The 24,073-nt window shown below is 72.7% G+C and carries 19 protein-coding genes and 1 tRNA gene; 10 read left to right on the plus strand and 10 right to left on the minus strand.

Annotated elements, in window-relative coordinates:
* Positions 1-134 precede the first annotated feature (134 nt).
* From DSM104299_RS25560 to DSM104299_RS25575, 4 genes are all read right to left on the minus strand, one after another.
* Positions 135-329, minus strand: a complete 195-nt coding sequence (locus DSM104299_RS25560) for an O-methyltransferase (RefSeq protein ID WP_272474492.1) — start codon at positions 327-329, stop codon at positions 135-137.
* The gene (locus DSM104299_RS25565) at positions 326-2,686 is read right to left on the minus strand and encodes an arylsulfatase (RefSeq protein ID WP_272474493.1); all 2,361 of its coding nucleotides are present in this window, start codon (positions 2,684-2,686) and stop codon (positions 326-328) included. Before DSM104299_RS25565 ends, DSM104299_RS25560 begins: the two co-directional genes overlap by 4 nt.
* A 36-nt stretch (positions 2,687-2,722) precedes the next feature.
* Entirely contained in the window at positions 2,723-2,968 is a 246-nt protein-coding gene (locus tag DSM104299_RS25570; protein WP_272474494.1) for an alpha/beta fold hydrolase, read from the minus strand.
* A gap of 217 nt (positions 2,969-3,185) precedes the next feature.
* Positions 3,186-3,267: transfer RNA gene (locus tag DSM104299_RS25575), tRNA-Tyr, on the minus strand.
* Positions 3,268-3,333: 66 nt separating this feature from the next.
* Between DSM104299_RS25575 and DSM104299_RS25580 the strand changes: the two genes are divergently transcribed.
* Positions 3,334-4,395, plus strand: coding sequence for an RNA polymerase sigma factor (locus DSM104299_RS25580; RefSeq protein ID WP_272474495.1), 1,062 nt, complete (start codon positions 3,334-3,336; stop codon positions 4,393-4,395).
* A 193-nt stretch (positions 4,396-4,588) separates the two neighbouring features.
* On the opposite strand, the gene DSM104299_RS25585 is transcribed toward DSM104299_RS25580, so the two are convergent.
* Positions 4,589-5,860, minus strand: a complete 1,272-nt coding sequence (locus DSM104299_RS25585; protein ID WP_272474496.1) for a sigma-70 family RNA polymerase sigma factor — start codon at positions 5,858-5,860, stop codon at positions 4,589-4,591.
* A 123-nt stretch (positions 5,861-5,983) separates the two neighbouring features.
* Between DSM104299_RS25585 and mptA the strand changes: the two genes are divergently transcribed.
* Together mptA and DSM104299_RS25595 are read left to right on the plus strand one after the other, a co-directional pair.
* Complete coding sequence (gene mptA / locus DSM104299_RS25590; RefSeq protein WP_272474497.1) at positions 5,984-6,982, plus strand: GTP cyclohydrolase MptA; 999 nt, start codon at positions 5,984-5,986, stop codon at positions 6,980-6,982.
* A gap of 112 nt (positions 6,983-7,094) precedes the next feature.
* The gene (locus tag DSM104299_RS25595) at positions 7,095-9,545 is read left to right on the plus strand and encodes a diguanylate cyclase domain-containing protein (RefSeq protein WP_272474498.1); all 2,451 of its coding nucleotides are present in this window, start codon (positions 7,095-7,097) and stop codon (positions 9,543-9,545) included.
* On the opposite strand, the gene pgsA is transcribed toward DSM104299_RS25595, so the two are convergent.
* Together pgsA and DSM104299_RS25605 are read right to left on the minus strand one after the other, a co-directional pair.
* The gene (gene pgsA / locus DSM104299_RS25600) at positions 9,511-10,140 is read right to left on the minus strand and encodes a CDP-diacylglycerol--glycerol-3-phosphate 3-phosphatidyltransferase (protein ID WP_272474499.1); all 630 of its coding nucleotides are present in this window, start codon (positions 10,138-10,140) and stop codon (positions 9,511-9,513) included. The two genes, DSM104299_RS25595 and pgsA, sit on opposite strands and share 35 nt — an antisense overlap.
* A gap of 26 nt (positions 10,141-10,166) precedes the next feature.
* Complete coding sequence (locus DSM104299_RS25605; protein ID WP_272474500.1) at positions 10,167-11,045, minus strand: EamA family transporter; 879 nt, start codon at positions 11,043-11,045, stop codon at positions 10,167-10,169.
* A 76-nt stretch (positions 11,046-11,121) separates the two neighbouring features.
* Between DSM104299_RS25605 and DSM104299_RS25610 the strand changes: the two genes are divergently transcribed.
* From DSM104299_RS25610 to DSM104299_RS25620, 3 genes are read left to right on the plus strand one after another with little or no spacing between them, the layout of a single operon-like run.
* Complete coding sequence (locus DSM104299_RS25610; RefSeq protein ID WP_272474501.1) at positions 11,122-11,484, plus strand: MerR family transcriptional regulator; 363 nt, start codon at positions 11,122-11,124, stop codon at positions 11,482-11,484.
* Positions 11,485-11,487: 3 nt separating this feature from the next.
* The gene (locus tag DSM104299_RS25615; RefSeq protein ID WP_272474502.1) at positions 11,488-12,468 is read left to right on the plus strand and encodes an aldo/keto reductase; all 981 of its coding nucleotides are present in this window, start codon (positions 11,488-11,490) and stop codon (positions 12,466-12,468) included.
* Positions 12,468-13,517 carry an alkaline phosphatase family protein gene (locus DSM104299_RS25620; protein ID WP_272474503.1) on the plus strand — a complete coding sequence of 350 codons (1,050 nt, stop codon included), beginning with the start codon at positions 12,468-12,470 and terminating at the stop codon, positions 13,515-13,517. Before DSM104299_RS25615 ends, DSM104299_RS25620 begins: the two co-directional genes overlap by 1 nt.
* A 108-nt stretch (positions 13,518-13,625) precedes the next feature.
* Here DSM104299_RS25620 and DSM104299_RS25625 read toward each other — a convergent pair whose 3' ends face one another.
* Positions 13,626-14,081 (minus strand): universal stress protein, encoded by a 456-nt coding sequence (locus DSM104299_RS25625; RefSeq protein WP_272474504.1) that lies wholly within the window; start codon positions 14,079-14,081, stop codon positions 13,626-13,628.
* A gap of 125 nt (positions 14,082-14,206) precedes the next feature.
* Here DSM104299_RS25625 and DSM104299_RS25630 point away from each other — a divergent pair, with 125 nt between their 5' ends.
* The 3 genes from DSM104299_RS25630 to DSM104299_RS25640 are packed head-to-tail and all read left to right on the plus strand — an operon-like array spanning position 14,207 to position 17,882.
* Entirely contained in the window at positions 14,207-16,300 is a 2,094-nt protein-coding gene (locus DSM104299_RS25630; RefSeq protein ID WP_272474505.1) for an NAD(P)-binding protein, read from the plus strand.
* A gap of 34 nt (positions 16,301-16,334) precedes the next feature.
* Positions 16,335-17,312, plus strand: coding sequence for a hypothetical protein (locus DSM104299_RS25635; protein ID WP_272474506.1), 978 nt, complete (start codon positions 16,335-16,337; stop codon positions 17,310-17,312).
* A gap of 9 nt (positions 17,313-17,321) precedes the next feature.
* Entirely contained in the window at positions 17,322-17,882 is a 561-nt protein-coding gene (locus tag DSM104299_RS25640; protein ID WP_272474507.1) for a dihydrofolate reductase family protein, read from the plus strand.
* Here the strand turns inward: DSM104299_RS25640 and DSM104299_RS25645 are convergent.
* Positions 17,808-19,235 (minus strand): MFS transporter, encoded by a 1,428-nt coding sequence (locus DSM104299_RS25645; RefSeq protein WP_272474508.1) that lies wholly within the window; start codon positions 19,233-19,235, stop codon positions 17,808-17,810. The genes DSM104299_RS25640 and DSM104299_RS25645 overlap by 75 nt on opposite strands.
* 74 nt (positions 19,236-19,309) lie before the next feature.
* Here DSM104299_RS25645 and DSM104299_RS25650 point away from each other — a divergent pair, with 74 nt between their 5' ends.
* The gene (locus tag DSM104299_RS25650; RefSeq protein ID WP_272474509.1) at positions 19,310-19,912 is read left to right on the plus strand and encodes a TetR/AcrR family transcriptional regulator; all 603 of its coding nucleotides are present in this window, start codon (positions 19,310-19,312) and stop codon (positions 19,910-19,912) included.
* A gap of 9 nt (positions 19,913-19,921) precedes the next feature.
* On the opposite strand, the gene DSM104299_RS25655 is transcribed toward DSM104299_RS25650, so the two are convergent.
* Positions 19,922-23,869 carry an ATP-binding protein gene (locus DSM104299_RS25655; RefSeq protein ID WP_272474510.1) on the minus strand — a complete coding sequence of 1,316 codons (3,948 nt, stop codon included), beginning with the start codon at positions 23,867-23,869 and terminating at the stop codon, positions 19,922-19,924.
* Positions 23,870-24,073: the final 204 nt, after the last annotated feature.

Genomic DNA, 24,073 nt, shown 5'->3' on the forward strand with positions numbered 1-24,073 from the left:
GCCGCGGCGCGCGCTACTGGGGTGAAACAAAGGGGGGCTCCCGTCTGGACCGACAAAGTACGGAGGACATATTCCCAGGACGACGCCGTCCGAACCCTGACGATCCCTGGTCAGGGCGATCACGATGTCTGATCTCAGGCCGGCAGGCTCACCAGCAGCACGCCCGCGCCGGTGGCGTCCAGCGCGGTGAGGGCGCGGGGGTCGGCGTCGACGTCCGCCCGGAACGCGACCAGCTCGTGCGCGTGGGAGATCGCGTTGTCGATCGCCAGCAGGCCCGGACGGCGCAGGACGCGGGTGAGGTCGTCCCAGTAGGCCGGGTCGTCGGTCACTGCAGCCCCATCGCCAGGGTGACCCGGTCCTCCGGCTTGATGAGGTGGTTGTGGTCGTCGAGGCCGAGGTCGATCTCGACCCACTTGACCTCCCCGGTGAACTTCTTGGCGCCGTAGTCGGTCGTGACGGGCGAGCCGTACTCGTCGCCGACGTCGCAGGTCTCGTCGGCGGAGAAGAGGAAGGCCTCGGTCTGCTCGACGCGCCCGGTGCCGGCCTCGACGCCGTCGATGAACAGCGTCACGTCGCCGCCCTTGCCGACGCCGCCGCCGTCGTAGGTGAACTCCATCCGGACCTGATGCTCGCCCGGCGCGATCTTCTTCGTGCCGTCGACGTAGTACCGCTCGAGCCCGAAGAAGTTGTAGCAGTACTTCGGCTTCCCGCCCTTGACGTACAGGCTGTGGCCGCCGCTCACGCCGCCCTGGGCGACGATCACGCCCTCGGCGCCGCCGTCGGGCACGACCAGCTCGGCGGTCAGCGAGAACGACGTGTTCTTCATCATCAACACGGAGTTCTCGGTCAGCCGGCCCATGCCGCCGAACAGCAGCTGGCGCTTGCCCTGGATGAGCCTCGGGCGCCCCGCGGAGTCCGGGAGCCCGCGCTCGACGAAGCGGTCGTCGAGCGGGACCACGTTGTACTTGACGGCCTCGATGAGCCACAGCCGCTGCAGCTCGTGCAGCTTGCGCGGGTGCTCGCGCGCGAGGTCGCGGGCCTGCGTCCAGTCGGTCGTCGTGTCGTAGAGCTCCCAGACGTCGTCGTCGAACGCGGGCGTCTTCGCGTCGGCGCCGGTCTCCCACGGCGTGCGGTGCTTGGTGACCGCGGTCCAGCCCTTGTGGTAGATCCCACGGTTGCCGAACATCTCGAAGTACTGCGTCTCGTGGCGCTCCGGCGCGGCCGCGTCGTCGAAGGAGTAGGCCATCGAGACGCCCTCCATCGGCTTCTGCTGGACGCCGTTGACGAACGTCGGCTGCGGGAGGCCGGCGACCTCGAGGACGGTCGGCGCCACGTCGATGACGTGGTGGAACTGCGCGCGGACCTCGCCGCGCGCCTGGAAGCCGGCCGGCCAGTGGACGATCGTGCCGTTGCGCGTGCCGCCGAAGTGCGACGCGACCTGCTTGGTCCACTGGTACGGCGTGTCCATCGCGTGCGCCCAGCCGACGGCGTAGTGGTTGTAGGACTCGGGGCCGCCGAACTGGTCGATCTTCGACGCCATGGCCTTGGCGGTCTCCAGCGCGGCGAAGCCGCCGAGCGTGATCATCTCGTTGAACGTGCCCTGCAGGGAGCCCTCGGCCGACGCGCCGTTGTCGCCGATGATCGTGATGATCAGCGTCTCCTCGAGGATCTTCATGTCCTCGAGCGCGTCGAGCAGCAGGCCGACGTGGTGGTCGGTGTTCTCGAGGTAGCCGGCGTAGATCTCCATCTGGCGCGCGAGCACCGGCTTGAGCGCGTCGTCGATCTCGCTCCAGGCCGGGATGCCGGGGCTGCGCTCGGTCAGCTCGGCGTCGGGCGGGATGACGCCGAGCTCCTTCTGGCGGGCGAAGGTCTGCTCACGCAGCGCGTCCCAGCCGCCGTCGAACGTCCCCTTGTACTTGTCGGACCAGTCGTTCGGGACGTGGTGCGGCGCGTGCGTGGCGCCGGGCGCGTAGTAGGCGAAGAACGGCGCGTCGGGCATCAGCGCCTTCTGCTGGCGCATCCACTTCACCGCGTGGTCGGTCAGGTCGTCGTTGAAGTAGTAGCCGTTCTCGGGCGTGCCGCACGGCTCGACCGGCGTCGTGCCTTCGTAGAGCGCCGGGTACCACTGGTTGGTCTCGCCGCCGAGGAAGCCGTAGAAGTAGTCGAAGCCCATGCCGGTCGGCCACTGGCGGTAGGGCCCCATCGGGCTCGTCTCCCAGACCGGGACCTCGTGGCACTTGCCGAACTGCGCGGTGCTGTAGCCGTTGAGGTTGAGGATCTTGGCCAGCGGCGCGGCGGTGTTCGGCCACATCGAGTTGTTGCCGGGCGCGGAGGTCGCGAGCTCCGCGATGTTGCCCATCCCGACCGAGTGGTGGTTGCGCCCCGTCAGCAGCGCGCTGCGCGTCGGCGAGCACAGCGCCGTCGTGTGGAACCGGTTGTACTTGAGCCCGGAGGCCGCGAGCCGCTCGAAGTTCGGCGTGCTGCACGGGCCGCCGAACGCGCTCGACGCGCCGAAGCCGACGTCGTCAATCAGCACGACCAGCACGTTCGGCGCGCCCTTCGGCGGCCGCAGCGGCACGATCGGCGGGTACGACGTGTCCGGGTCCTTGGCGTCGTAGGTCGTCAGCCCGACGGGCGGGATGTCCGGGATCGGCAGGACATGGCGGCTGGGCTCGGAGGTCGACATGCCGCCCACCCTTGCCGCCGGCCGGGTGAGCCGTGATCACCCCGGGCGGGCGATCGCGGCCGTGTCGCGGGACGCCACGAAGACCCGGATCGCCGCGGCGAAGCGCGCCGGCTGGTGGCGCATGATCAACGTGTAGCTGTCCTCGATCTCGAGCAGCTCGGCGTCGGGCAGCAGCGCGACGAGGCGCCGGCCGTGGTCGGGGCGCTGGATGCGGTCCTCGGGCGTCCACACCACGAGCGTCGGCCGATCGAACGCGCGCAGGCCCTCGCAGAGCTCGACCATCTGGCGCCCAGCAGGTCGTCAGGCAGCGGCCGCTTGGTCAGCCAGCCCATGCCGATCGGGGAGCGGCGGACGGCGCGCAGGCGCATCGCCTGCATCGCCAGGAACAGCCCTCCGGGCGCCATCGCGCTCAGGCGCAGGTTCTTGCCCGGAAGGCCCGGCGGGTAGTTCTCGAGCGCCTCGCAGCTGGCCTGCGGAGGGTCCGGCGGGCCGGACGAGATGGCGGGAGAAGGATTCGAACCTTCGAAGGCGTAGCCACCTGATTTACAGTCAGGCCCCTTTGACCGCTCGGGTATCCCGCCAGAGCGAGCGCGAAGTTTAGCGACCTGTGGCGCAACCTTCGCGCGTCGCTTCCCGTCTTACTCCCGATGGCCGCCATCGACACCCCTCCCCCTGCCCTGCCGCCCAGCATGCTCGCCGCGATGGGCGACAGCACGCTCGTGAACCTGATCGCCGCCGGCAGCGACGACGCGTTCGCCGCGCTCGACGCCCGCTACCGGTCGCGGCTCGTCCGGTTCGCGCGCGGGTTCGTGCCGGGCGGGACCGCCGACGCAGAGGACGTGGTGCAGGACGCGCTGGTGCGGGCGGTGCGCGCGCTGCGCAACGGCTCGCGGCCCGAGGCGCTGGGACCGTGGCTGCACCGCATCACGCGCAACTGCGCGCTGGACCTCAACGCGTCGCGCCGGCGCCATCCGGTCGTCGAGCTCGTCGACCACGCCCATCCGCCGGCCGAGGACGCCGCGACCGAGGTCGAGCGCTCGCTCGGCATGCGGAAGATCGTCGCCGACGTCGGTCGCCTGCCGGACACGCAGCGCTCGGCGCTCGTCCTGCGCGAGCTCGAGGGCCGCAGCTACGCCGACATCGCCGACGAGCTCGACACGACGGTCCCGGCGGTCAAGTCGCTGCTCGTCCGTGCCCGCCAGGGCCTGAGGCGCGCACGCGACGACCGCCGCGTCGCCGCCTGGCTGCCGCTGCCGATCCTCGGCCGCATCGCGGAGCGCGTCGGCACGCTGTGGGAGCCCGTGGCCGCCAGCGCGACCCCGAAGGTCGCGTGCGCCGCGGTCGTCGCCGTCGGCTCGCTGCCGGTGATGGCCGGCAAGACGCCGGTGCCGATCAACCACCACACCGCGCCCAAGCACGCGCAGGCCGCGGCCACGCCGAAGCCGCCGGCCCCCGTGACGCGCGACACGCCCGACACCCCGGCGCCGAAGGCCAAGGCCGTGGCTGCCGCGCCCGCGGGCAAGCCCACCAGCAGCATCGCGACCGTCATCCCGACCGCGCTGCGCCAGGACTGCGCCGACGGCACGATCGACGGCCACTACGCCCAGAGCGTCCTGAACGTCGCCCTCGAGCGCTCCGCCGACAACGGCGGCTCCGAGTACGGCAGCTGCCGCCAGGCGCTCATGCAGGCCCGCCTGCAGCACGGCTGAGACCGCGCGCGACCGGCGCGCGCCACGTGCACCCCCAGAACGACGAACGGCGGCGGCGCCCACCTCGGGCGCCGCCGCCGTCCTTAAGAGTGAGAGGCCGCGCTCCCCAGCGCGGCCTCTCGGGAAAGTGAGGGGTGCGCTCCCCAGCACACCCCTCTGACCCCTCTCCTCCTCCGGGAAATTTCTCCCCGGACTACGAGGCGTCCCTAAGGCGCTGGGCCTCGGGGAGCGACTCGAGCTTTTTCAAGGTGTGGTTCTCGATCTGACGAATTCGCTCTCGCGTCACGTTGAAGGCGCGTCCGACTTCCTCAAGGGTACGCGGTCGACCCCCGGTAAGTCCAAAGCGCATTTCGATGACCTCGCGCTCACGCTGCGGAAGCGCCGCCAGCGCACGGTGCACGTTCTCCTTGCGGAGGTTCTCCGCGGCCAGCTCGAACGGCGATTCCGCCGTCTGATCCTCGACGAAGTCGCCCAGCTCGGACTCCTCCTCGTCGCCGATCGGCTTCTCCAGCGAGATCGGCTGCTGGCTCATCCGCAAGATGTCTCGCACCTCGCGCGGCGTGCAGTCCAGCTCGCCCGCGATCTCCTCCGGGGAGGGCTCGCGGCCGAGCGACTGGACGAGCTGGCGCTCGACGTGCACGACCTTGTTCAGCTTCTCGACCATGTGCACCGGGATGCGGATGGTCCGGCCCTTGTCGGCGATCGCGCGCGTCACGGCCTGGCGGATCCACCACGTGGCGTACGTGGAGAACTTGTACCCGCGGCGGTAGTCGAACTTCTCAACCGCGCGGATCAGCCCGAGCGAACCCTCCTGGATCAGATCCAGGAACGTCAGCCCGCGGCCCAGGTAGCCCTTGGCGATCGAGACGACGAGGCGCAGGTTGGCCTCCACCATCGCCTGCTTGGCGACCATGTCGCCGCGCTCGATGCGCTTGGCCAGCGACACCTCCTGCTCGGCCGTCAGCAGCGCGACGCGGCCGATCGAGCGCAGGTACAGGCGCAGCGAGTCCAGCGACGGCTCGACGGTGAGGTCGATCTCCGGCTTCTTGCGCGTGTCGGCCGTCGTGGCCGTCTGAGACTGGCGGGCTTCCGCCGCCGCCTCCGCGCGCCCGCTCTCGGAATGGACGGGCTTGCCGTCCGCCGAGACGATGGCGATGCCCTCCTGATCGAGATGCGCGTGCAGCTCGGTGAGCTGCTCCTTCGTGATCTCGACCTCTTCGAGCGTCGTGGTGATCTGCTCGATGGTGAGGAAGCCCCGCTCTTGCCCTTCCTGGATGAGCGTGCGGAGCTCGTCGAGCTCCGCGATGGGCGCTTCGTCAGCGAGTAGAACGTCGGTCTTGGTGCTCAACCCGATCCTTGTGGACGTCGTTCCCGGACCCCGCACCCCCGTGCCAGGTCCCTCTCTCTTCCCTGTGCTGCATGTTGGAACGCACCCCGAGGTGCAAGTGCGACGTAGCCGCCGCATGAGGCTGAGCCGTGTTCCTCTCGTGCTGTGACGGAGGTGCTCTTAGCCGACGTCGGGATTGTTAGCACAGGTTAGGACGACCAGGGAATCCCAAAAAGTGGTGGCGATAGGCTAGATCGGGTCATGCAGCCGACGACGAGCCTCGTGAACTCCCCAGACGTCCAGGCCCAACAGCCCACCGTGCACGTCTCGCTGTCGCGCGTCGGGGTCACCAACGTCGAGAAGGTCATCCGCATCTCCCGCGACGGTCGCGAGGAGCTGTACTGGGCCAAGCTCGAGTGCTTCGTCGACCTCGGCCCGCAGCAGAAGGGCGCGCACATGTCGCGCTTCGAGGAGACCGTCAACGACGCGATCGGCGAAGTGATCCTTGGATCCTCCGCATTCCGGGCCGAGCAACTGGCGACCCGGATCGCCGAGCTGGTGCGGGAGCGCCAGGACGCCAAGCGCGCCGAGGTCACCATCGCCGCGCGCTACCCGGAGCACAAGCCCGCACCGGTCTCCGGCATCCAGACGCAGGAGCTGTACACGCTCTTCGGAACGGCGGTCGCGACCGAGTCCGGCACGCGCCGGCTGATCGGCGTCGCCGCGCAGGGCATGACTGCATGTCCTTGTGCACAGCAGCTCGTTGCCGGAGCGGCAAGGGAGCGTCTGACCGCTGACGGGTTCGACGACGACCAGATCGAGCGGATCTTCGAGCACGTCCCGGTGGCGACCCACAACCAGCGCGGCCTCGGGACGCTGCACATCGGGTGCCCCGAGGACTACGACAACGACATCGACGCCGCGCAGCTGCTGGCGATCGTCGAGGACTCGATGTCCTCGGAGATCTACGAGATGATGAAGCGCTCTGACGAGGGCGCCGTGGTCGAGAAGGCGCACCGCCGCCCGCGCTTCGTCGAGGACTGCGTGCGCGAGATGATCAAGGGCGTCCTCGACACCCTCCCAGACCTCGCGCCGGGCGCGTTCGTCTCCGCCCGCCAGGAGAACCTCGAGACCATCCACCAGCACAACGTGGTGGCGGAGCGCTTCGGCCTGCTGTCCGAGCTCCAGCACGAGCTGGACTCCGGCGAGCACGCCGCGCACCACACGTCGACGCGCGCCTGGCTCGACGGCCTCGAGTGAGCTGACGGTGAGCTGACCTGCGCGGACGGCGTGCTCAAGTGGGCCGCCGCCGTGCCGACGCCTGAGGGAGATGAGGCGCCGGCCCTCCCTCTCGTCTCCTGTCCTCCAGATCGTGGGGGTCGCGATCCTGTACGCCGCCGCCGTCCGGCTGGCCTGGGCGCTGCCGGTCCGGTCGGGCCTGATCGCGGTCTGGCCGGCCGCGGGCATCGCGCTCGGCCTGCTGCTGCGCGGCGGCAAGCGGCTGTGGCCCGGCGTCCTGCTCGGCGCGTTCGCCGCCAAGCTCGGTCACAGCGGCCTGATCTCGGCGGTCGGCGGCGCGGTCGCGCCCACGGTCGAGGTCCTGCTGTGCGTCGCGCTCATCGACCGGTTCATCCGCCCGCTGATGGCGCGCCCCGCACTCGGGCGCTTCGCCGGGATCGGCGTCCTGTTCGTCGGCGCCACGGCCAGCGGCCTGATCGGCCAGACCGCGCTGACGCTCGCCGACCAGCGCTACGGCCCGTTCGCCGAGTCGGTCGCGCGCTGGGCGCTGGGCGACGTCGCCGGCATGCTGCTCTTCGCCCCGCTGATCGCCGCGGTCGGCCGCGAGCCGCTGCCGCACCTGCGCCCGCTGCGGATCCTCGAGGACGCCGTCGTCGCGACGGGCCTGGTCGTCGCGTGCCTGCTCATCTTCCGCACCGAGTACGGCCAGATCTGGCTGCTGATCCCGATCGGCGTGTGGCTCGTCCTGCGCGGCAGCAAGCTGACCGTCGCGCTCGGCTCGATCGGCCTCACGGTCGTCGGGGTCTACGAGACGTCGGCCGGCAACGGCCCGCTGGCGATCGGCGGGACGCACGACATCCTCGTCGCCCAGGGCTTCGCCGTCCTGATGTCGACCTGCCTGTACCTGCTCTCCGCGCTGACCGACGACCGCCGCCGGATGCTCGCCGAGCACCAGCGCCTGTCCGAGGAGGCCGCCGCGCTGCACCGCGTCGCCTCGACGGTCGCCCGCGGCGCCAAGCTGGTCGAGGTCGCCGAGCTGGCCGGCGCCGAGGTCGCGTCCCTGCTGGGCATGGACGTCGGCGCCGTCGTCGCGTTCGAGGACCGCTCGGACATGGTGCGCTCCATCGGCCACGGCACCGCGCCCGGCGTCGTCCCGCCGCATCTGCCGCCGTTCGTCCCGATCGCGCCCGGCAGCGCGATCGACCGCCTCCGCGCCACCGGCCGGCCGGAGCGCTTCGACGAGCGCGGACTGGCCGTCCCGAGCATGCCGCCCTACCGGCAGCGGATCGCCGCGCCGATCGTCGTCGAGGCCCGCCTGTGGGGCGCGATGAGCGTCAGCACGCCGCGGACCGACGACCTGGCGTGCGACATCGAGGACCGCCTCGGGCGCTTCGCCGAGCTGATCGGCATGGCGATCGCCAACGCCGACGCCCAGGCGCGGCTCGTCGCCCAGGCCACGACCGACCAGCTCACCGGCCTCGTCAACCACCGCGCCTTCCACGAGCGCCTGCGCGAGGAGGCCGCGGTCGCGCATCGCCACGGCACGCCGCTCGCGCTGGCCGTCTTCGACCTCGACCGCTTCAAGCAGGTCAACGACACGCTCGGCCACGTCGGCGGCGACGCTGTCCTGGCCGAGACCGCGCGCCGGATGTCCTCCGCCGCGCGCGCGGGCGAGCTGGTCGCGCGCATCGGCGGCGACGAGCTGGCGCTGCTGATGCCCGGCGTCGAGGGCGAGGACGCCCATGCGGCGGCCGAGCGCATCCGCCGCGCGGTGGCCGCGCTGCCGTTCGCCGACGCGGGCGCGATGACGTTGAGCGCGGGCGTCTGCGACCTCACGCAGGCCGACGACCCCGAAGAGCTGCTGCGGCTGGCCGACGGCGCGCTGTACTGGGCCAAGGCCCACGGACGCGACGCGTGCATCCGCTACTCGCCGCACGTCGTCGAGGAGCTGAGCGCCGCCGAGCGCGCCGACCGCCTCGAGCACGCCCGTGCGCTCGCCGCCCTGGGAGCGTTGGCCCGCGCGATCGACGCCAAGGACCCGGCGACGATCCGCCACTCCGAGCGCGTGGCCGCGCTCGCCTGCGAGCTGGCGACCGAGTCGGGCTGGTGCGCCGCCGACGTCGCGCGGCTGCACGACGCGGCCGTCGTCCACGACGTCGGCAAGATCGGCGTGCCGGACGCCGTGCTGAGCAAGCCCTCGCGGTTGACCGGCGCCGAGTACGAGATCATCAAGCGCCACGCCGACCTCGGCGCCCGCATCGTCGCCGAGATGCTCGACGGCGAGCAGGTCGCGTGGGTGCGCGGCCACCACGAGCGCCACGACGGACGCGGCTACCCGGACGGCCTCGGCGGCGACGCGATCGCCGACGGCGCCCGCCTCATGGCCCTGGCCGACGCGTGGGACGCGATGACCGGCGCCCGCGTCTACAGCGCGCCGATGACGCTCGGCGCCGCGCTCGACGAGGTCCGCCGCAACGACGGCGCGCAGTTCCACCCCGACGCGGTCGCCGCGCTGGAGCGCGTGCACGCGCGCGGCGCGCTGGGCGTGCTCACGGGCGACGCGACGACGCCGGCCGCGGTCTGAGCGGCGACGGGTCCTGCGGGGCGGCCTCGGCGGCCGCGACCGCGGCGGCGGCGCGGCGGCGCTCGTCGGCCTCGCGCAGCATCCGGCGCAGGCCGAAGAAGTAGTCGATGCCCGAGATGACCGTGACCGCGACGGCCGCGTAGACCAGCAGGTCGACCCACAGCGGCGTCGGGTCGAAGGCGATCAGGAAGAAGATCGCCGCGACCTGCACCATCGTCTTGATCTTGCCCCAGCCCGCCGCCGGGATGATCACGCCCTGGGCGGTGGCGGCCATGCGCGTCACGGTGACCGCCAGCTCGCGCGTGACGATGACCATCGCGATCCACGCCTGCAGCCGATCGAGCGAGACGAGCGCGAACAGCGCGGCGATGACCAGCAGCTTGTCGGCGATCGGGTCCATCAGCTTGCCGAACGAGGTGATGGAGTTGCGCGACCGGGCGAGGTAGCCGTCCAGCGCGTCGGTGACCGACGCGGCCGCGAAGACGATCGCCGCCAGCAGGTCGTTGCCGGTCTCGCCCAGCAGCGCGACGACCAGCACCGGGACCAGCAGGATCCGGACGACGGTCAGGACGTTGGGGAGGTTCAGCGGGAGCACGCGCGTTCGCCGTGAAGTATCGCCGGTCAGGCCTCGGCGGACGCGGGTGCGGTCCGCGAGGAGCCCACGGACGCCACGACGACGAGCGCCATCGCGACCAGCTCGCGGGCGTCGAGCGACTGGCCGAGGATCACGAAGCCCGCCAGCACGGCGACCGCCGGCTCCATGCTCATCAGCACGCCGAAGACGTTGGCCGGCAGGCGGCGCAGCGCCTCGGTCTCCAAGCTGTAGGGGATGACCGAGGACGCCAGCGCCACGCACGCGCCGAGCGCCAGCCACTGTGGCTCCAGGAGCGTCGTCCCGGCCTCGGCGACGCCCGGGACCAGCGGGACGAGCGCCGCGACGACCATGGCCAGCGCGAGCCCTTCGCTGCCCTCGTAGGCCGTCGTCGCGCGCTGCGCGATCAGGATGTAGGCCGCCCAACACGCCGCCGCGGCGAGGGTCAGGACCAACCCCACCGTGTCGAGCCCGGCGCCGAACGGGTTGGACAGCAGCACGATCCCGACGGCGGCCAGCGCGGCCCAGACGAGGTCGAGCCGGCGGCGCGACATCGCGACCGCGACGCCGAGCGGTCCGGCGAACTCGATCGTCACCGCGACGCCGAGCGGGATCCGGTCCAGCGCCTCGTAGAAGAACACGTTCATCCCGCCGAGCGTCAGGCCGAACAGCGCGACGAGGCGCAGGTCGCGCGCCGACCGCCCCCGCACCCGCGGCCGGACGAGCGCCATCAGGATGACCGCGGCCCACGTCAGCCGCAGCACCGACGTGCCGGCCGGGCCGAGGTCGTCGAACAGCGTCGCGGCGACGGCGGCGCCGAACTGGATCGACGTGACCCCGGACAGCACCAGGGCGATCGGGGGAATCCGATCGAGCCCGGGAAGCCCCTGCGCGGTCGCCGTCGGCACGGCGCCAGACGGTAGCGACGACCGCCGGACGCGGCGCCCTTGACTTCGAGCGCGCTCGAAGTCCTACCGTGGGGGCATGGCCGTCTCGATGACCATCTCCGAAGCCGCGGAGGCCTCCGGTCTCACCGCGCACACGCTGCGCTACTACGAGCGCGCCGGCTTGCTCGAGCCGATCGGGCGCGAGGCCGGCGGGCGCCGCCGCTACGACGACGCCGACCTGGCGCGCATCGCGTTCCTGACCAAGCTGCGCTCGACCGGCATGCCGATCCGCCAGGTCCGCGTGTACGCGGAGCTGCTGCGCGCCGGCGAGGGCAACGAGCGCGAGCGGCTGGCGCTGCTGGAGGCCCACCGCGACACGGTGCGCGAACGGCTCGCCGAGATGGAGCGCCATCTCGAGCTCATCGACTACAAGATCGACATCTACCGGGAGAAGATCTAGAACATGAAGAACCGCACGCTTGGCGAGCTGACCGTGAGCGAGATCGGGCTCGGCTGCATGGGGATGAGCGCGTTCTACACGGGCGCGGGCGACGACCAGGAGTCGATCGCGACGGTCCACCGCGCGCTCGAGCTCGGCGTCACGCTGCTCGACACGAGCGACATGTACGGGCCGCACACCAACGAGGAGCTGATCGGCCGCGCGATCGCCGGCCGGCGCGACCGCGTGGTGCTCGCGACGAAGTTCGGCATCATGCTGGACCCCGACGACCCGCAGAAGCGCGGGGTCAACGGCCGGCCCGAGTACGTCAAGGCGTGTGTCGAGGACTCGCTGAAGCGCCTCGGCGTCGACCACATCGACCTGTACTACCAGCACCGCGTCGACCCGGACACGCCGATCGAGGAGACCGTCGGCGCGATGGCCGAGCTGGTCGCCGCGGGCAAGGTCCGCGCCTTGGGGCTGAGCGAGGCGGGGCCGGAGACGCTCCGGCGCGCGCACGCCGTGCACCCGATCGCCGCGGTCCAGACCGAGTACTCGCTGTGGTCGCGCGACGTGGAGGACGACGTGCTGCCGACGCTGCGCGAGCTCGGGATCGCGCTGGTGGCCTACTCGCCGCTGGGACGCGGGTTCCTGACCGGCGCCTACCGGTCGATCGACGACTTCGACGAAGACGACTACCGCCGCCACAACCCGCGCTTCCAGGGCGACAACTTCCAGAAGAACCTGGACCTGGTGGGCAAGATCACCGAGCTCGCCGAGGCCAAGGGCGTGACGCCGGCGCAGCTCGGGCTGGCGTGGGTCCTGGCCCAGGGCGAGGACGTCGTCCCGATCCCGGGCACGAAGCGGCGCGAGCGGCTGGAGGAGAACGTGGGCGCGGTCGACGTCGTGCTGACCGAAGCGGAGCTGGCCGAGATCTCGACCGCGTTGCCCGAGCCCGCCGGCAAGCGCTACGCGCCGCACATGATGGCGACGCTGAGCAAGTAGTGATCCAGAGCTTCTCCGAGCTGCCCGGGCTGATCGCCCGGGAGCTGGAGAGGCGTCGGCAGGTCGTGGTGGTCCTGCTCGACGCCTTCGGGTGGGCGTTCGTGCACAGGCACGAGCGCCATCCGTTGCTGCGCCGGTTCGCCGCCGACGGGACGCTCGCGCCGGTGGCGTCGCAGTTCCCGTCGACGACGACCGCGCACGTGACGACGATGCACACCGGGCTGCCGGTCGAGGCGCACGGGCTGTACGAGTGGCGCGTGTGGGAGCCGGCGGTCGGCGCGGTGATCGTCCCGCTGCTGGTCGGCGCGGAGCCGGGCTTCGACGCGCGCGCCGCGCTGCTGCCCGAGGGGCCGTCGTTCTACCAGCGGCTGGCCGTGCGGTGCGGCGCGTCGTCGACGGTCTACTCGCCCGACCGCTTCTCGCCCTCCGGGTTCGACGCGATCGCGATCCGCGGCGCGCGGCTGGTGCCCTACTCCGACCTGTCGTCGATCACGCTGGACCCGTCGCCGGACAAGTCATACACCTACATCTACTGGGACATGATCGACGCGATCGGCCACCAGCACGGCCCGTCGAGCCCGCAGTTCGACGACGCCTGCCTCCGCGCCCTGGACGCCCTCTACGGCCTCTTCTTCGGCCCTTCGGCGCCCACGCACGCCGACACGCTGCTGATCCTCACCGCCGACCACGGCCAGATCGACGTGTCGCCGGACCGCGTCGACCTGCTGACGATCGACGGAGCCGTCCGCGCCGGCTCCGCCCGCGACCTCTTCCTCCACGTCCCCGACGACCGGGTCGACGCGACGATCGAGTCCATCAACGCGACCCTCGGCGACCGCGGGACGGCGGTGCGCAGCACCTCGCTCTTCCCCACCGCCGGCCCTCGCCTCGCTCGCCGCCTGGCACCGATCTGCATCCTCCCCGCTCCGGGCCGCATGACCTGGCTCTCCTCCCACGCCAACGACCTTCAGCTGTCCTTCCGCGGCCACCACGGCGGCCGGACGCCGGAGGAGTCGACGACGTTCCTCGGCACCTTCGAGCTGGGCTGAGGGCGGGCGGAACGACGAAAAGCCGCCCTCGCCGGCGCTCGTCGCCGAATGGCCCCTGGACGGCCCATCCGGCGACGACCGCCCGCGAGGGCGGAGTGAAGTTCGGGGCTAGCGGGCGACCGCGACCGGGAAGGGGCGGAAGCCCGGGTGGCGGCCGGAGTCGACGACGAGCATGTCGACGCGGCAGCTGGCGCGCCAGCGCAGCTCGCGGGCCAGGGAGGTCCAGCCGGCGGGGACGACGATCAGCTCGGCGTCGTGCTCGCTGGCGACCGCGCACAGGGCCGCGACCAGGCCGCACCGGCGGACATGGCCGTTCACCGTCAGGCCCGCGGCGCTCAGTGCGCCTTGGACGTCAGCCAAGACTGCATCGACTTCGGCTCGACGGCCCAGCGTCCTTGCCAGCTCCTGTGCGCGGGCGCCCGGCGGCTCCCATGCCGCCACGACGTTGACGGTGCCGTGACGCGCCTCGGCCACGGCGCCGGCGTACCAGGCTGCTGCCTCGGCGGCGGGCGAGCCGTCGGCGGGTACGACGATGTTCGTGGTCATGGTGGCGGTCTCCAGCATGGTCAATCGGCTCCGTGCACCGCCAGGGCGTTCACTCGCACGGAACGCCGTTCCGTCAGGCCCGAACCACCGATGAACGGTTGTGTCCGGAGCCGTCGTCGGCTACGGTCGCGGCCCTCATGGGGATGAGCGAACGGAGGCGCGTGGCGGTCCTCGGTGGTGGAGCGGGCAGCCTGGCGGCCGCCTTCGAGCTCACCGCGACGCCGGAGCTGCGCGACAAGTACGACGTGACCGTCTACCAGCTCGGCTGGCGCCTGGGCGGCAAGGGCGCGAGCGGCCGCCGGGACGTCGGCGGCGGCCAGCGCATCGAGGAGCACGGCCTCCACGTCTGGTTCGGCTTCTACGAGAACGCCTTCGACGTCATCCGCCGCGTCTACGAGGCCCTCGACCGCCCCGAGGGCGCGCCCCTCAGAACCTGGCGCGACGCGTTCCACCCCACCGACGAGGTCGTCCTCTGCGACGACACCGAGGACGACCGCTGGATCCCGCGCCACTTCCACTTCCCGTCCAACGACGGGACGCCGGGCATCCCGACCGAGTCGCCGTCGCTGCACCGCCTGATGCACGACGCGATCCACACGCTGCGCCTCGTCGAGCCGCCGGTCCACGCGTCGCTCCAGCTCCGCGCGCTGGACAAGTTCTTCGACGGCTTCCTGCTCGCGATGGAGAAGTTCCTCGGCGGCGACGACGGCGAGTCCGAGCTCGCCGACCTGTTCGAGGGCTTCCTCAAGTTCGCCAAGCCCTTCCTCCACATCGGCGCCGACCCGGACGACGCCGAGGAGCCGCTGATCTGCCGGTTCCTGCGCGTCCTGACCGCGATCATCTGGAAGATCACCGACGGCGACCGCTACGCGATGACCTTCGACGTCACCGCCACCGTCTTCCGCGGCATCCTGGTGGACGACCTCGACGACGAGGACAAGGGCGGCTTCGGCCAGGTCAACGACGAGGAGTTCATGGCCTGGATGGCGCGCCACGGCGCGCACCCCGAGACGCTCGCCGAGTCCCCGATCCTGCGCGCCTTCTACCAGCTGTGCTTCGGCTACGAGGACGGCGACCGCGCCCGGCCGTGCATCGCCGCCGGCAAGGCGCTGCAGGCGATGCTGCGCATGTGCCTCGGCTACCGCGGCGCGATCATGTGGAAGATGCAGGCCGGGATGGGCGACGCGATCTTCGCCCCGATGTACGAGGCCCTGCGCGCCCGCGGCGTGCGCTTCGAGTTCTTCACGCAGGTGACGAACGTCGGCGTCTCCGAGGACGGCCAGCTGGTCGACCGGATCGGCCTGCGCCGCCAGGCCCGGCTCGCCGGCGACGGCGAGTACCAGCCGCTGCTGCCCGACCCCGGCGGCCTGCTCTCATGGCCCGCCGCGCCGCTGTACGACCAGCTCGAGGGTGGCGTCGACGTCTACCGCGACGTCCTCTTCGAGGCCTGCCAGTCCGGCCCCGACGCCCGCGACGAGGAGCTGAAGGTCGGCGAGGACTTCGACGACGTCGTCCTCGGGATGTCGGTCGCCTCGCTGCCGCCGGTCACCCAGGAGCTCGCCGCCAAGGACCCCAGGTTCCAGCAGATGCTCGACCACGCGATGACCGTCGCGACCCAGGCGCTGCAGGTCTGGATGACCAAGACGCCCGAGCAGCTCGGCCCCGAGAACCCGGCCGGCATGGTCTCCGGCGCCTACCTGAAGCCCTTGGACACGTTGTGCGACATGTCGCACCTGCTGCCCCGCGAGGGCTGGCCGGCGCAGGACGGCGTCGTCTCGATCGGCTACCTCTGCGGCACGATGGAGCAGCCGCCCGACGACACCCAGGACGAGGCCGACCAGCGCGCGTTCGCCGCCGGCGTCGAGCATCTCAAGACCAAGGCGTTGGTGTTGTGGCCGGGCGCCGAGCAGGCCGGGACCGACGGCGAGTTCGACTGGGACCTGCTGTTCGACCCCACCAACAACACCGGCGAGGACCGCGTGCGCGCGCAGTACTGGCGCGCCAACATCTTTGGCAGCGAGCGCTACGTCCTCACGCCTCCCGGCTCGATCCAGTACCGGCTGCGGCCCGACGAGGCGGCGCCGGCCAACCTCGCGCTCGCCGGCGACTGGACGCGCAACGGCATCTGCGGCGGCAGCGTCGAGGCGGCCGTGACGTCCGGCAAGCTCGCGGCCAAGGCGCTGTCCGGCCACCCGGCCGTCGTGCCGGGCACCGAGGGCTGGCTCGAATCCGATTGACCCACCCCGACCCCCTCCCTCCAAGGACCCCAACATGACCGACCTCCCCGCCTACGTCGAGTTCGGCGGCCTCGGCTCCGCGCCCGGCCCGCTGCAGTGCGACGACACCACGCTGTACGTCTTCGGCCTCAAGGCCGACCACGCCAAGCTCGACGCGCTCTGCCAGAAGGCCTTCAACACGCCCACCGGCGGTGCCGTCGACTACCGCCCGCTGGGCGACACCGTCATCGTCACCTTCGGCGTCGTCGGCGCCATCCGCCCGGAGTACGAGCCGTGGCACTCGATGGGCACCGTGCGCGAGCCGCAGGTCGGCTTCTGGATCCCGGTCGCCCGCGTCAAGCACGACGGCGACAAGCTCGTCGCCCAGGACTTCGGGATGTTCTGCGCGGCCATGATGCTGGACAACCCGATCTCGCTGCTCTCGGGCCGCGAGGACTACGGCTACCCCAAGACCATGGGCTGGTCGACGATGCCCGACGACGCGACCCAGGACACCGCGCCGTTCACGCTCGACGTCTTCGGCATGGACTTCGGCGGCGACGAGCATCCGGAGCGCCGCCGCCTCATGGACCTCACGCCGGTCGGCGACGAGCTGTCGGAGGTCGAGCTCGCCCTCGGCGACATCCTCACAGTCGGCGAGTGGATCAAGGACATGCTCTTCGACAGGCCGGGGGTCGACCTCGGCCTGCACTTCGCCATCGAGTTCGGCAAGGCGCTCAAGGACCACAAGGTCAACCAGGTGTTCCTCAAGCAGATCCGCGCGACCGCCGACGGGCGCAGGGCCGACATCCAGCAGGTCGTCGTCGCGCCCGCGATCACCAAGAACATCAAGGTCTCCCAGCTCGTCCACGACTACGACCTGACGATCCAGCACCTGGACAGCCACCCGCTGCACGACGAGCTGGGGATCGTCGCGCAGCAGCGCGTGACGCTCGCGCTGCGCATGCGCTTCGACTTCCTGATCGACGCCGGCGACGTCCGCTGGGCGGCGCCCGGCACCACGAACGGGTAGGCCACGGTCATGCCCGGTCGCCTCATCGCCTCCAACCTCTGCTCGGTCGACGGCTACACGATCGACGCCGACGGGTCGTTCGCCTGGGCCGCGCCCGACCCGGACGTCCACGCCCACGTCAACGAGGTCGAGCGCCCGATCGGCACCTACCTCTACGGCCGCCGGATGTACGAGACGCTCAAGGTCTGGCAGACGATGGCGGGCGAGACGCCGGAAGTCCGCGACTACGCCGACATCTGGCGCGCCGCCGACAAGGTGGTGTACTCGACCACGCTGGCCGAGGCCGAGACGCCGCGGACCCGGATCGAGCGGACCTTCGACCCGGACGCGGTCCGGGCGCTGAAGGCCGCGGCCGGCCGCGACCTCTCGATCGGTGGCCCGACGCTCGCCGCCCACGCGTTCCGCGCCGGGCTGGTCGACGAGGTCCAGCTGTTCCTGATCCCGATCGCCGTCGGCGGCGGGACGCCGGCGCTGCCCGCCGGCGTCCGCGTTGGCCTACGCCTTGAAGAGGAGCGGCGCTTCGCCGGCGGCACCGTGCTCCTGCGCTACGCGGTCGGCGCCGCGGCCTAGCCGCAGGAAGACGAACGCGGCGCCCGCGACCAGGACGGCGGCGCCGACGCGCAGCGCCGCCTGATAGCCGTCGACGACCGCGGTCGGGTCGGTGTGCGGGCCGAAGGACCCGACGTGGTTGGCCAGGACCGAGCCGAGGACCGCGATGCCGAGCGCGCCGCCGACCTCGCGGGCGGTGTCGTTGACGGCCGAGGCGACGCCCTGCTTCTCGTCGGGCAGCGAGCCGACGATCGCGGCGGTCGCCGGCGGGGCGGCCAGCGCCATCCCGAGGCCGAGCAGGACCAGGCCGCCGAGCAGGTGCCAGTACGACGCGTCCGCGCCCATCGTCGAGGCGACGAACAGGCCGGCGCCGATCAGGACCAGGCCGGGCGGACCGACGCGGCGCACGCCGACGCGCTCGACCAAGCGCGGCACGCGCGGGGCCAAGGCCACCATCATGACCGCCGCCGGCGCGAGCGCCGCGCCCGCCTGCAGCGGCGAGTAGCGCAGGACGAACTGCAGGTACTGCAACAACACGAAGATCGTCCCGAACATCGCGAAGAACTGGACGAAGACCGACAGCGACCCGGCGGCGAAGCCGCGCAGGGCGAACAGGCGCGGATCCAGCAGCGGCTCGTCGCGGCGCAGCTCCCACGCGACGAACGCGGACAGCAGGACGACGCCCGCGACGAAGCCGGCCACGACGCTCGTCGAGGTCCAGCCCTCCGACGGGCCCTCGATGAAGCCCCACACGATCCCGCCGAGGCCGAGCGCGGAGAGCACCGCGCCGACGCCGTCGAGCGCCGTGCGCTCGGGCATGCCGGCCGGGACGAAGCGGATCGTCATCGCCGCGCCGACGCCGGCGAGGGCGACGTTGAGCCAGAAGACGGCCGGCCACGAGAAGACCTCGAGCAGCAGGCCGGCCGCGAGCAGGCCGATCAGCGCGCTGCCGCCGGCCACGCCCGCCCAGACGCCGACCGCCTTGTCGCGGTGCTCGGCGCCGAAGGTCGAGGTGACGATCGACAACGTCGTCGGCATGATCATCGCCGCGCCCAGGCCCATGACGGCGCGGACCGCGATGAGCGCGTTCGCGTCCGACAGCTGCGTGGCGACGATCGCGCCACCACCGAAGACGGCGAGGCCCGCGAGCAGGATGCGGCGGCGGCCGAGCCGGTCGCCGAGCGCGCCGGCCGGCAGCAGCAGGCCGGCGAAGACCAGGGCGTAGGCGTCGATGATCCACTGCAGGTCCGACGTCGACGCGCCGGTCGCGCGGGCGATGTCGGGCAGCGCGACGTTCAGCGACGAGACGGCGCTGACGACGGCCGCGAGCGAGAGGCAGACCGCGATGAGGATGAGGCGTTCGGGGCGGGGCATGAGGGGCTCCAGGACAATATTTCAACAGCGGATGAACGCACTGTCCCACAGCTCGCGATAGAATTCAACACCGGATGAAGAACTCGCCCGAGCCCGTCCCGTCGACCACGCGCCGCGGCCGCCGCGCCGGCAGCCCCGAGACCCGCGGCGCGATCCTCCAGGCCGCGCGCGAGCTGTTCGCCGCCCAGGGCTATGACGCCACGACGCTGCGCGGCGTGGCGGAGCGCGCGGGCGTCGACGGCGCGCTGCCCAGCTACTACTTCGGCGGCAAGGCCGGGCTCTTCGCGGCGGCGCTGGAGCTGCCCGTCTCGCCCGCCGCGGCGCTCGCCGCCGTCCTGGCCCAGTCCGACCGCCGCGACGACCTCGCCGAGCGCATCCTGCACACGCTCCTCAGCGTGTGGGACGCGGCCGGCGGCGGCCCGCTCGCGGCGCTGCTGCGCTCGTCCAGCAGCCAGGAGGACCTCGTGCACGGCTTCATCGAGGACGAGATCCTGCCGCTGCTGCGCACCGCCATCGACGGCGCGGACGCCGATCTGCGCGCGGCCGGCGCGGCCAGCCAGGTCATCGGCCTCGTCCTCGCCCGCCACGTCCTGCGCATCGAGCCGCTGGCCTCCGCCACGCCCGACGCGGTCGTCACGCTCGTCGCACCCGCGCTGCAGCGCTACTTCAGCGGGTGAGCCGCGCGCTCAGCGCTCGACCGTGACGCGCCAGACGTCCGGACCCGCCGGGCCCGGGTCGTAGACGCAGAAGACGCCGGTGCGCACGGAGCGCTCGAGGTGGTGGCCGAGGCGTGCGTCGTGCTCGGCGATCGCCCGGACCGCGCCGCGGATCGCGCGCGTAACGTTGACCCGCGCGCGCTCGGCGGCGTTGCCGGCGCGGCGGTCGCGGCCGCCGAGCCCGACGGCGCGCGCCAGCTCGGCGCCGATGAAGTCCAGCTCCTCGCGCAGCCGCGACGCGCGCTCGACGTCGTGGAAGCGCTCCGCCTCCTCGAGGTCCTCGCGCAGCTCGACGACGCGCTCGCGATAGGCCGCCTTGGCCTCGGGGTCCAGCAGCGCGCCGGCGTCGCCGCCGTCGGTCAGCACGACGTCGCCGCTCTCGGCGGTCGCCGCGGCGCCCGCGCCGCCCGACGAGCGCCCGCGCGCGCCGGCGTCGACCGGTCCGTTGACGAGGTCGATCGCGTGGATCTCGACGTCGGGGCGCTCGAGCAGCGTCGCCAGGTACTGCAGGCCCTTGCGATCCTTCAGGCGCACGGTCTCGGCGCCGGTGACCGTCCAGATCTCGCCCTCGAGCCGGAACGACGCCGACGGCGCGCCGGACGGCTCCGGCTCGGCGGGCGCGGGCTGCGGCACGGCGGGAGCGCCGCGGCCGCCGTTCGGCGGCGGCGTCCTCGCCGCCCGCGCCGGTGGGCGGGCCGCATTCGGCATGACCGGGATCGGCAGCGCGCTGAGCGCCTTCTCGTAGCCCAACAGGCCGGCGGCGCGCCGCGCCAGCGTCGCGCTGCCCAGCCGCTGCGCCGCGGCCGCCGCGCGCTCCAGCAGTGCCCGTCCGCGCTCACGGTCCTGCGGCCCGTCGCGCAGCAGCAGCAGGCGCGCGGTCGCCAGCTCGGTGCGCGCGACCCAGATCGGCGCGCGCAGCGCCGTGTTCAGGTCGGCCGCGGCGCGCAGGTGCTCCTCGGCCTCGGCGTACCTGCCGATCACCGCGGCGACCGCGCCGAGGTGGTGGTCGACGCAGCCCCACGCGCTGATGCCCGAGTAGACGACCTGGCCGCTCCACGGCAGCAGCAGCGCGTAGAGCGCCTCGGCGGCCGCGCGGTCCTGGAGGTGCGCGGCGACCTCGGCGTAGATCGCCAGCCCCGGCAGCCAGGTGACGTCGGGCGGCAGCTCGGCGAACGCGCTGGAGTTCTCGTGCGCGAGCAGGCGGCGCGCCTCGTCGTCGAGGTCGCCCTCGCAGCAGGCCAGCGCGAGCACCGCGCGGAAGGCCGGGATGCCCGGGTTGTCGGCCACGACCTGCGCGATCAGCGGCTGCAGCTCGGCCAGGCGGCCCTGCTCGTAGCGGATGTTCGTCAGCTGCGAGGTGAAGAACGACAGCGCGTCGGGCTGGGCGGAGAGCGTCGCGATCTGCAGCGCCTCGTGCGCGTGCTGCTCGGCCTCGGCGAGGCGGCCGAGGATGATGTCGAGGTTGCCCTGGTCGTAGGTCCCCAGCCAGCGCATCGTCGGCTGCCCCAGCCGCTCGGCCAGCTGGGCCTCGTGCTCGACGTCGCGGGCCGCGTCGCCCATGCGCCCCGCCTCCACGAACGCGGCGGCGCGCCAGTGCACCGCGTGGAACTCGGCGACCGGGTCGCCGGTGCGGCGCGCGGCGGCGACGTTCTCGTCGCTGTTGGCCAGGCGCTCCTCGAGCGTCTCGGGCATCCAGAGCGTGACGAAGCGCAGGCTCAGGACCCGCGAGAGCGCCGCGGGGTCGTCGATGCGGCGCGCGAGCGCCAGCGCCTCGTCGCTCAGCGCCACGCGGCGCTCGCGGTCCGCGGGCGAGAACGCCAGCTCGGCCGCGAGCGTCGCCAGCAGCAGCGACCGGTCGGCGGCGTCGCCCTCGCCAACGGCGTTCAGCGCGTCCTCCAGCGCGTGCAGGCGCTCGTCGTCGACCACGCCCGACGCGGAGACGAACCCGCGGCTGTTGGCCAGCACGGCGCGCACCAGGCCCGGGCCGTCGTCCAGCCGCCGCGCCAGCGACGCGGCCTCCAGCAGGGTGGTGCGGAACTCGGGATCGCCGGCTTGGCGCTGGGCGTCGCCCAACCCCACCAACAACTCGAAGCGGACCGCGTCGTCGGCGCCGCCGAGCTGCGCGAAGAGGTCCAGGCCCTGGCGGTACCAGCGCACGCCGTCGTCGGGCGCGAGCTGGGCGACCGCGTGCTCGCCGGCCAGGCGCGTGTAGCGCAGCGCCTTCTGCAGGTCGGCCGGCTCGGCGTTGAGCCAGTGGCGCGCGAGCTCGCCGACGCGCGAGACCGAGCCGCCGGTCGCGCCGGCGGTCAGCGTCTCCAGCGCCTCCGCCGCGCTGCGGTGCATCCGCGCGCGCCGCGCCGGGCCGAGGCCGTCGTAGAGCGTCGTGACGATCAGGCCGTGCGCGAACGCGTAGCGGTCGCCCGGGTGGCGCGGGGCGACGACGAGCGCCGCGTCGGCCGCGGCGTCGACCGCCGCGACGACGCCGTCGACGCCCTGGGCGACCATCGCGCCGACCAGCTCGAGGTCGAACTCCTGGCCGATGATCGCCGCGGCGGCCAGCGGCTCGCGGACCGCGTCGCCCAGCCGCTGCAGCCGGCGCTCGAGCACGTCGCGGACGCTGGCCGGCACGGTCGCGCCGACGAGGTCGCCGCCGTGGCGCAGCATCTCGGTGACGAAGAACGCGTTGCCCGACGTGCGCCGCTGCAGCGTGTGCGCGGCGTCCAGCGCCGCGGCGTCGAGGTCGTGCCCGCTCGCGGCGCGCGCCAGGTCGACGACGGCGTCGGCCCGCAGGCCGGTGAGGTCCACGCGCGTGACGTCCGGCTCGCGATGCAGGTCGGCGAGCAGCTTGGCCAGCGGATGGTCGTCGTCGAGCTCGGTCGAGCGGAACGTCGCGATGACCGTGACGCGCAGCCGCAGGTCGGACGCCACGAGGTGGCGCAGGAGCAGCAGCGTCGGCGTGTCCGCCCACTGGACGTCGTCGAGGAACAGGATCACCGGCCGCTGCGCCGACTCGGCGCCGAGCAGGCCGACGACCGCGCTGAAGAGCAGGTAGCGCTCGGTGTCGCCGTCGGCCTGGCGGGGCGGGGGCGCGTCGGGCAGCCGGCGCGCGAACGCGGGGATCAGGCGGCCGAGCTCGCCCCCGTGCTCGGCGACGTGGCGGTCCAGGATGGCCGGCGCGGCGTGCTCGACGAGGTGCGACAGCGCCTCGACGAACGGCTGGTAGGGCATGCGCAGGTCCTCGTCGCAGCGCCCCTGCAGGACCGTCGAGCCGCGCGCGTGCGCGGTGATCGTCAGCTCGCGGGCCAGCCGGGACTTGCCGATGCCCGGCTCACCGCCGAGCAGCAGGACCTGCCGGCCGCCGTGCGACGCGCGGGCGATGAGCGGCTCCAGGCGCCCGAGCTCCTCGGCGCGGCCGGCGAACATCTCGGGCCGCGCGATCTCCAGCCGCGCGGGCAGCGGCACGACCGGCTCGGGCAGCGGATCCCAGCGGATCTCGGCCGCCGCGTCGGGCCCGCCGAGCCGGCGCGGCTCGCCGAGGTCGAGGTCCTGCTCGTCGCGCAGCAGCTCGTACAGGCCGGTGTCGACCAGGATCTGGCCGGCGCCGGCCAGCGCGCAGAGTCGGTCGTCGCGCCCCGGCTCGCTGGCGGCGGCGATGCGCAGCACGCCGGGGACCACCGCGCTGCGGTTGTCGGCCTCGATGCGCTGCTGGAGCTCGATCGCGCACAGCGCCGCGGCGCGCGCGTCGGTGAACGCGACGCGCAGCGCATCGCCGTCCTGGCGGACGTCGACGGCGGCATCGGTCGTCGCCACGACCGCCTGGAGCAACGCCAGTTGGCGCCCACGAGCCTCCGCACCGCCCGCGAGGGCGGCGGACAGCTGGATCGTGGTGTTCTGCTCGCGCTGTGCTGGGTCCCCCATGCCCCCGGCTCCGTGGAAGGCCGTCCGAGGCCAGCATCATGACGGAGCCGGGGGCGATGGAGGAGAAGCGGCGTGGAATGTCCGGAGGAGGCGTCCATCCCGGGTCCGTCCCTGAACCGTTGGAGCACGTCATCCCCGCCGCGCTCCTGTGCCGCTGTTCTGTCGTCCTACGACTCCGGGGCGTGACGCGCCGACGAACGCCGT

This window comes from Baekduia alba, assembly GCF_028416635.1.
In the GTDB taxonomy this organism is placed as follows: Bacteria; Actinomycetota; Thermoleophilia; order Solirubrobacterales; family Solirubrobacteraceae; genus Baekduia; species Baekduia alba.

What these genes read in the sequence shown, in the direction of transcription:
- DSM104299_RS25565 (WP_272474493.1), bottom strand. Translation starts at nt 2,686, where the DNA reads ATGTCGACCTCCGAGCCCAGCCGCCATGTCCTGCCGATCCCGGACATC.
- DSM104299_RS25570 (WP_272474494.1), bottom strand. Translation starts at nt 2,968, where the DNA reads ATGGTCGAGCTCTGCGAGGGCCTGCGCGCGTTCGATCGGCCGACGCTC.
- DSM104299_RS25580 (WP_272474495.1), top strand. Translation starts at nt 3,334, where the DNA reads ATGGCCGCCATCGACACCCCTCCCCCTGCCCTGCCGCCCAGCATGCTC.
- DSM104299_RS25585 (WP_272474496.1), bottom strand. Translation starts at nt 5,860, where the DNA reads ATGCGGCGGCTACGTCGCACTTGCACCTCGGGGTGCGTTCCAACATGC.
- mptA (WP_272474497.1), top strand. Translation starts at nt 5,984, where the DNA reads ATGCAGCCGACGACGAGCCTCGTGAACTCCCCAGACGTCCAGGCCCAA.
- DSM104299_RS25610 (WP_272474501.1), top strand. Translation starts at nt 11,122, where the DNA reads ATGGCCGTCTCGATGACCATCTCCGAAGCCGCGGAGGCCTCCGGTCTC.
- DSM104299_RS25615 (WP_272474502.1), top strand. Translation starts at nt 11,488, where the DNA reads ATGAAGAACCGCACGCTTGGCGAGCTGACCGTGAGCGAGATCGGGCTC.
- DSM104299_RS25625 (WP_272474504.1), bottom strand. Translation starts at nt 14,081, where the DNA reads ATGCTGGAGACCGCCACCATGACCACGAACATCGTCGTACCCGCCGAC.
- DSM104299_RS25630 (WP_272474505.1), top strand. Translation starts at nt 14,207, where the DNA reads ATGAGCGAACGGAGGCGCGTGGCGGTCCTCGGTGGTGGAGCGGGCAGC.
- DSM104299_RS25635 (WP_272474506.1), top strand. Translation starts at nt 16,335, where the DNA reads ATGACCGACCTCCCCGCCTACGTCGAGTTCGGCGGCCTCGGCTCCGCG.
- DSM104299_RS25640 (WP_272474507.1), top strand. Translation starts at nt 17,322, where the DNA reads ATGCCCGGTCGCCTCATCGCCTCCAACCTCTGCTCGGTCGACGGCTAC.
- DSM104299_RS25645 (WP_272474508.1), bottom strand. Translation starts at nt 19,235, where the DNA reads ATGCCCCGCCCCGAACGCCTCATCCTCATCGCGGTCTGCCTCTCGCTC.
- DSM104299_RS25650 (WP_272474509.1), top strand. Translation starts at nt 19,310, where the DNA reads ATGAAGAACTCGCCCGAGCCCGTCCCGTCGACCACGCGCCGCGGCCGC.
- DSM104299_RS25655 (WP_272474510.1), bottom strand. Translation starts at nt 23,869, where the DNA reads ATGGGGGACCCAGCACAGCGCGAGCAGAACACCACGATCCAGCTGTCC.